A 6,453-nucleotide genomic window follows, 5' to 3' on the forward strand; every position below is an offset into this window, starting at 1 on the left:
ACGTAGGCATATTCAAGATGCCGGCAGCGCTAGCGCATGATGAGCCCGCCGTCGACAAACAACGTCTGTCCGGTCATAAAGCGGCTCCAATCAGACGCTAAAAAGAGAACCGGCCCGGCAACATCTTCAGGAGTGGCGATTCGCCGCAGCGGCGTTTGGGCGATCAGCATTTCCTTCACTTCCTCCTTTGTCCGCCGGCTGGCGTCCGTCGGGTAAACCAAGCCAGGAGCGACACAATTGACGCGGATGCCAAACGGACCGAGCTCCGCCGCTAAGTTGCGGCTGTAACCGACGAGCGCCGCTTTCGCCGTTGTGTAGTCATGGTACGGGACGACCGGGCGGGCGACTAAGTCTGTCACGATATTAACAATGCTCCCCCCGCCCTGCTTTTTCATGATCGGAATCACCGCCTGACACATATAATAGGTCGAGCGCAGCGCTCCGTCGATTTGCGCCTGATAATCTTCCCACGCGAGCTCCCACGCCAGTTTGCGCTCATCTGGGTCAAATGTATACGGCGCAAACGCATTGTTGACGATGACATCGATTTTCCCTGTCTCCATCATCACTTGCTCAATCAACTGCTTGACCGCTGATTCCGAGGTGACATCGGCCTGAACGGCCCAAGCATCGCCGCCAAGTTCAGCGCAGGCGGCGGCCACTTGTTCCGCTGCCTGCTGATTTTGCAAATAGTTGACGATGACCGTCCCATGTTCCCGGGCAAACGCGCGGGCAATGGCCGCACCGATGCCCCGGCTCGCACCGGTTACCACGATGACTTTTCCTGAGAACATCCCCATTTTCGTCCTCCATTATTGTTTCGGAAGCAATTCATTGGTAACCACTTCCGCCATGTTGATGTCGTTTTTAATCAAGCCTAGCTGTTTATACGTGTCTGCGGCTTGCTGCAGCACGTTTCCATCAAGCGTCCCGAGCCCTTTTTCTTCCGTCAATGGCGAAACGCTCGATGCATTTCGCAACTGAATAATTTGTAAGTTGCGTTTCTCATCCTTGCCATCGATGGCGTACTTGACAGCTAACGACGCCGCTTCTTCTGGATGGTCGATCATCCATTGAGCGCTGTTCCGATACGCTTCTAGAAACTTTTGCAACAACTCTTTTTTCTCGTTGTACGTTTTCTCCGTGACAACAAAAACGTCACTTGGGATATTTAAATAGTTTTTCACTTCAATGACGTTGACGTCCCCGAGCCCCTTTTCTTTCGCCATAACAAGCCCGGTATCGGTCGCCGCTGTCGCGTCAACTTGCCCTTGCATAAGCGGTGCAAAGTTCAACAAGCCGGTTTCGACAATCGTCACATCGTTTTCGGAAAGCCCGGCTTGATGCAATAGCACCAATAAGTTTTGCCGCGTTCCGCTCGATAAGCTGTACACGCCGATTTTCTTTCCTTTTAAATCTTCCGGTTTCGTGATTTGTTTCTCTTTTAATGAAACGACGTTGAAGACGTTTTGTGGATAAATATTATAAATGACTTTTAATTTTTCTCCTTTGTCTAACGCAAAGAGCAACGAGCCCGGATCCGTAAAAGCAATATCGGCTTGTCCAGAAAGAATGTTTTTGATCGCATCGCCGCCGCCGGCGCCAGGAATGAGCGTCACGTCCAAGCCTTTTTCTTTAAAAAAGCCTTTTTCTTTTTCTGCCAACAAGTTCGTTTGCTCGGTAATCGGTTGGCTCCAAAGAGCCACACGCAGCTGTTCTGTTTTCTCTTTTTTCGCCGTATCCGTAGTTTCACTTGCCTCGTTTTTCTGTCCGGACGCACCGCAGGCCGCTAAAAAAACAGCCACCGACAGCAGCCATACAGCCACTAACATGCTTCTCCTCATTTGTCTGTCTCCTTTTTATACGGTTTGACTAATCGGTTTTCAAAGAAATGAACGATTTGGTAGAGTACCATACCTAACAACGTCAATAAAAGCAAAACAGAAAACATAAGCGGGGTATCCATCATCCCTTGGGAAGCGATAATCATCGCACCTAACCCTTCGCTGGCACCAATAAATTCGCCGACGACCGCCCCAACGACCGCCAATACGACGGCAACGCGGAATCCGGCAAAAATGTTTGGCAGCCCGGCGGGAAGTTTCAAATGAATGAGCGTTTGCCAGCGCGTCGCGCCTAACACGCGAAACAATTCGAGTTTGTTCCGATCGGTATATTGAATCGCCGTCACGGTATTTTCAAGCAAAGGGAAAAAACAAATCAAGGCCGTAATGATCACTTTCGATGTCATGCCGAAACCGAACCAAAGAATAAATAACGGCGCCAAGGCGAGTTTCGGCACGGCCTGGCTGGCGACGACGTACGGGAAGAACAATTTGCGCAAACATTCAATTTCCCCCATGAGAATGCCGACGATGAGGCCGAGACCGCTTCCTAAACTAAGACCAAGCAACACTTCCAAGCTTGTCCGGACGATGTGCGGCCAAAAATAACCACTCTTGATGCCCTCAAAAAGCGTTGCCGCGACGACCGACGGCGCCGGCAAAACAAGCTCTGACATTTGCCTAGCAGCCAGCTCCCAGCCGAGAAGAAGCAGCACAAGTAACGCCAGCGAGTAAACGGACGTCCGGTTCATCGCCTCATCCCCTCCATCGCTTGCCGCACTTGAAAACAGAGCTCGTTAAACCGTGGCTCATAACGCATTTCCAACGCTCGCGGTTTCGGAAGATGGACATCAAGCGCATAAACGATGTCCCCGTCGGCCATGACAGCGATGCGGTCCGCTAAATATACGGCTTCGGCAATATCATGAGTAATAAACAAGACGCTTGTGTTTTGCAGCCGGCAAAGCGCTAATAAGTCATCTTGCAATTCTTCCCGCGTAATGGCGTCCAATGCGGCAAACGGCTCGTCCAAAAACAACAGCGCCGGTTGTTGAATGAGGGCTCTTGCAATGGCTACCCGGCTTTGCTGCCCGCCGGACAGTTGAGCCGGGTAGTGGTTGCGATATGCAGACAATCCGACCCGTTCAAGCAAATCGTGCGCCAACTCATAATCTTCCTTCGTCGGTTTTCGTTTGAGTGAGATCGGCAACAAAACATTATCAATAACCCGCTTCCATTCAAGCAACGTCGGCGCTTGAAAGACATAGCCGATCGAAGGGGAAGGCTTCGTCACTTTTTCACCTTGCAAATAAATGTCCCCTTCATCCGGCTGCAACAGGCCGGCAGCAAGCTTTAACAACGTCGTCTTGCCGCAGCCGCTCTTCCCGACAAGGCAATGGAATTCCCCTTCATTGATCGTCCAACTGACCCCGTCGATCACCGGCTTCGAGCCTTGATAACGATACGTAACACGGTCTAGCCGCAAGAAGCTCATCCTCATTTTCCTCCTTAATCCACATAAGGAGCGAACTGTTCCGCATACGCTTCAGCCGCCGATTCAATGTCGACCATTTGCACGAGATCGCGCAAATTAAAGCGCCCATCATGATGCCAGCCCGCTTCAGGAGAAGTCATATGCCCAAGCGCCGTAACGCGTGTGGCGCCTGCTTTTCCTAGCCACTCCGCCCACTCGAACAGCTCTTTTGGCGAGGCGGCCACTCCCACCGTCTGCAAAAACGCCCGATACGGGGCAATTTCTGAAATGATTTGTGAAATGTCATCAAAAGCGACGATTTTCACTACCCGGTTTAGACAACTCGCAGCAAACTCCCGGCGTTCCGGTTCATAAACGACCGTCCAATCCCCCGCTTCGTTTCCGAGCACTTCTTTTTCCTTGTTCACCAACACGTCCAGTTCTTCGCGCTGCCGCCAACTTGCTTGCGCCGCCATTTCCTCAAGGGAAAGAGGACGCCGCGGAAACCGTTTCGCAAAACAGTTCAGCTCGTGGGCGACATAGCGGGCAAACTCTTTTGGCGATACGATCCCCCCTGTTTGCACATAAAACAGATGCGGCGAATAACACCCTTGCTGGTCATAGCGTACAATATCGAACGCCGCCTGATGGGCGACATGCCACGCCTTGCGCGCATCAAGGCAGGAACGGGAAACAATGCCGAAACTCAGTTTATGCCCAAACGGCAAAAAGCGGGTCGTTACCGGGAGGCGGCGCTGCATCTCTTCGAGCGACGCGTTGCTTCCATAGCCGACAACGACGTCAGCTTGTCCAAACACCGCACGCTCCCTCTCGACATCTCCGCCTTTCCACCAAACAACAGCGAGGCAATCCGCCAACTTCGGTTCCACCTCTACTAACAAACGGGCAAACCACCCGGCAAATAACGGCTCGGCGCTCGACACTTTCCCGATGTTTCCCGACTTCACCAACAACCCGGAAATAAGGCTCCATAACGGCAGCGCCGGCACGTTTCCTGCCCAAACGTGAACGATGACGTCCGGACCGACCGCTTTGGAAAGGCCGCCTTTAGGCCGCGGTTGAAAATCATCAAGAAGCAGCGGATTTTCCAAGTCCTCAACAAGAAAGCGCTGCAGCTGCGGCTTACGGAACGTTTTGAAATACGAAGTCAACCCTAAACGAACCATTTCTTCATCATAGCCAGTCACAATCGGCAGCACTTGCTCCGCCTTTTGCCGGTATGGATGGCGACGGTCCAACAGCTGTTCCATCACCCGGTCAAGCAAGTTGATGATCTCCGTCACCGAAAGCGATTTGAGAAACTGGGCGCTAGCCTGTTTCACTTTTTCGGTGACTTTGTTTAACTGCTCGACCGTTAAAAGAGGAACTTCCACTTCGACTCTTTCGCCATTTTTTTCAAACGTTAACACGCGCGTTTCGATCGGTTCATCCCCGATATGAGGAATATAACCGGCATATTCTCTCATTCGGATGTCCCCTTCGCCGCACGAATGAATTCTTCGACCGCCATCGAGCAACCTTTTGCTTCCGCTCCTTGCACCCGGCCAAGCAACAAAAAGCCGCCGTCTGTTTCCACGCCCATATCTTCTGTCAAAATCGTTGTTACCGAGTTAAAGTTGCCGAGGTCGCAATGAACGAGGACGCCGCGTTCCCCTTTTGACATCTCTTCTCCGGTCAACGGGTGAATCACCCTTGTGCGAATCCAATGCGGTCCGGATTTCACCGATGGAACGGTCTCATTTCCGTCATCGTAAAATTGCGTGCTAAGCTCGGTCATTCCGTACATGTTGATGCACTCACGGCGCGGGACGCCAAGGTAAGCAGACAGCGTATCATAAAATTCGTCCAAATCCATTTCCCGGGACTGGTTTTTAAAGCCGCCCGTATCAAGAATCCGGCTTCCTTCCGGCAAGCGGAATGTTTTGCCGCGCTTTGCGAGCTCCTCAAATACATGAACGAAGCTAAACGAAGCGCCTAAAAGAGCGTACGGCTCACCTGATTGTTCCGCCTGTTCGAGCTCAGCAAGAAGCCGATCCATATTAAGGCCGTCGCGGTCGACAAGATAGTGGCTGTCTTCCGTGCCAAACACGTTGACGGCGAGGGCTAAATAATGAGCGAGTGAAGAGTTCGGCATATGCTCTTCTGTCGGGAAAAGAATTCCCATTTTGATTTTGTCACGCTCTTTCATGAACCGCTTTCGAAAATTGACGATCATCGAATGATCGTACACGCTTAACGTTGGATGATAATGTTTCCCGCGCACGCCTCTCGTCGTGCCGCTCGTCATAAACACGCGCTCAGCCTGTTCGGGGGAAACACAACTTAACGTTAATTCTTTAAAGGCGTTAATCGGTACAGCCGGAATATCCCGCCACGTTTTCACCGTTCTTGCCGTTTTTCCTTTTTGCATGCAATATGTACGATACGGGAGATTATTTTCGTATTGATAAGCAAATAGCATGAGTGCATGCTCATTGAATTCTTCCTCTGTGGACGTTTCTTGATTGATAAACTGAAGCAAGCTTTCGATGATTTCTTGTTGAGTCACCTTCCCCGCCCCTTTCCACTTATCGCGCATTCCGATCCACATAAAAAAGGCACTTTGCGCGCAGGCAAAGTGCTTGTCCATACTCTCTTTCCCTGCGCTGGCATTATCCAACAGGTTCAAACGGTCAACGGCGGATTAGCCGTACTCTCAGCCTGATTCCACAAGCTCCCGTAAACGTATTATCTTTTTACAATCAAAGTCTACTCTTTATAAAAAAAGAATGCAAGAAAAAAAAAGCGATGGAAGCATCCCCCATCCTGTAAACGTCCAGCTAGCGTATAGCAAGGGACAACCGGGACGGATGAGCCAAATTTGCGGCACTACACAACCGTTGTCTTTCCCCCAGCTTACCCGTAACAGTGAAACATTATGCTTCCTTCGTTGCTCGCTGCTTCTGGTCTGACTTTCGCTTGGCCGACAGGAGGGATGGAGGACATAAAAAATCGGCCGTTTTTTCAACAGTCTCTGTTTTTACTAAAAAACAAGATGATTACCCCCAAGTAAACTAGCGAAGTATGGCAAATAAATAAAATATTGGCTCTTCACCACAAAATGTACTTGACAAT

At 50.8% G+C, this 6,453-nt stretch carries 6 protein-coding genes and 1 riboswitch; all 6 genes read right to left on the minus strand.

Annotated elements, in window-relative coordinates:
* Positions 1-29: 29 nt before the first annotated feature.
* From DSM465_RS0114600 to DSM465_RS0114625, 6 genes are read right to left on the minus strand one after another with little or no spacing between them, the layout of a single operon-like run.
* Positions 30-800, minus strand: coding sequence for a 3-oxoacyl-ACP reductase (locus tag DSM465_RS0114600; protein WP_029761663.1), 771 nt, complete (start codon positions 798-800; stop codon positions 30-32).
* 12 nt (positions 801-812) lie between these two features.
* The gene (locus tag DSM465_RS0114605; protein ID WP_029761664.1) at positions 813-1,844 is read right to left on the minus strand and encodes an ABC transporter substrate-binding protein; all 1,032 of its coding nucleotides are present in this window, start codon (positions 1,842-1,844) and stop codon (positions 813-815) included.
* Positions 1,841-2,596 (minus strand): ABC transporter permease, encoded by a 756-nt coding sequence (locus DSM465_RS0114610; protein WP_008880485.1) that lies wholly within the window; start codon positions 2,594-2,596, stop codon positions 1,841-1,843. The genes DSM465_RS0114605 and DSM465_RS0114610 overlap by 4 nt, the downstream gene beginning before the upstream one ends.
* Positions 2,593-3,339 (minus strand): ABC transporter ATP-binding protein, encoded by a 747-nt coding sequence (locus DSM465_RS0114615; RefSeq protein WP_029761665.1) that lies wholly within the window; start codon positions 3,337-3,339, stop codon positions 2,593-2,595. The genes DSM465_RS0114610 and DSM465_RS0114615 overlap by 4 nt, the downstream gene beginning before the upstream one ends.
* A 14-nt stretch (positions 3,340-3,353) precedes the next feature.
* The gene (locus DSM465_RS0114620; protein WP_029761666.1) at positions 3,354-4,805 is read right to left on the minus strand and encodes an acyl-CoA reductase; all 1,452 of its coding nucleotides are present in this window, start codon (positions 4,803-4,805) and stop codon (positions 3,354-3,356) included.
* A complete protein-coding gene (locus DSM465_RS0114625; protein WP_201768437.1) occupies positions 4,802-5,929 on the minus strand; it encodes a LuxE/PaaK family acyltransferase in 1,128 nt (375 codons plus the stop codon). The genes DSM465_RS0114620 and DSM465_RS0114625 overlap by 4 nt, the downstream gene beginning before the upstream one ends.
* Positions 5,930-5,959: 30 nt before the next feature.
* Positions 5,960-6,069, minus strand: a riboswitch (TPP riboswitch).
* Positions 6,070-6,453: the final 384 nt, after the last annotated feature.

It is taken from the genome of Geobacillus thermodenitrificans subsp. thermodenitrificans DSM 465, assembly GCF_000496575.1.
Classification (GTDB): domain Bacteria; phylum Bacillota; class Bacilli; order Bacillales; family Anoxybacillaceae; genus Geobacillus; species Geobacillus thermodenitrificans.

Bases quoted from the DNA above. Each gene is read 5' to 3' on its own strand.
- DSM465_RS0114625 (WP_201768437.1), bottom strand. From the start codon at position 5,929: ATGTGGATCGGAATGCGCGATAAGTGGAAAGGGGCGGGGAAGGTGACT.
- DSM465_RS0114610 (WP_008880485.1), bottom strand. From the start codon at position 2,596: ATGAACCGGACGTCCGTTTACTCGCTGGCGTTACTTGTGCTGCTTCTT.
- DSM465_RS0114605 (WP_029761664.1), bottom strand. From the start codon at position 1,844: ATGAGGAGAAGCATGTTAGTGGCTGTATGGCTGCTGTCGGTGGCTGTT.
- DSM465_RS0114615 (WP_029761665.1), bottom strand. From the start codon at position 3,339: ATGAGCTTCTTGCGGCTAGACCGTGTTACGTATCGTTATCAAGGCTCG.
- DSM465_RS0114620 (WP_029761666.1), bottom strand. From the start codon at position 4,805: ATGAGAGAATATGCCGGTTATATTCCTCATATCGGGGATGAACCGATC.
- DSM465_RS0114600 (WP_029761663.1), bottom strand. From the start codon at position 800: ATGGGGATGTTCTCAGGAAAAGTCATCGTGGTAACCGGTGCGAGCCGG.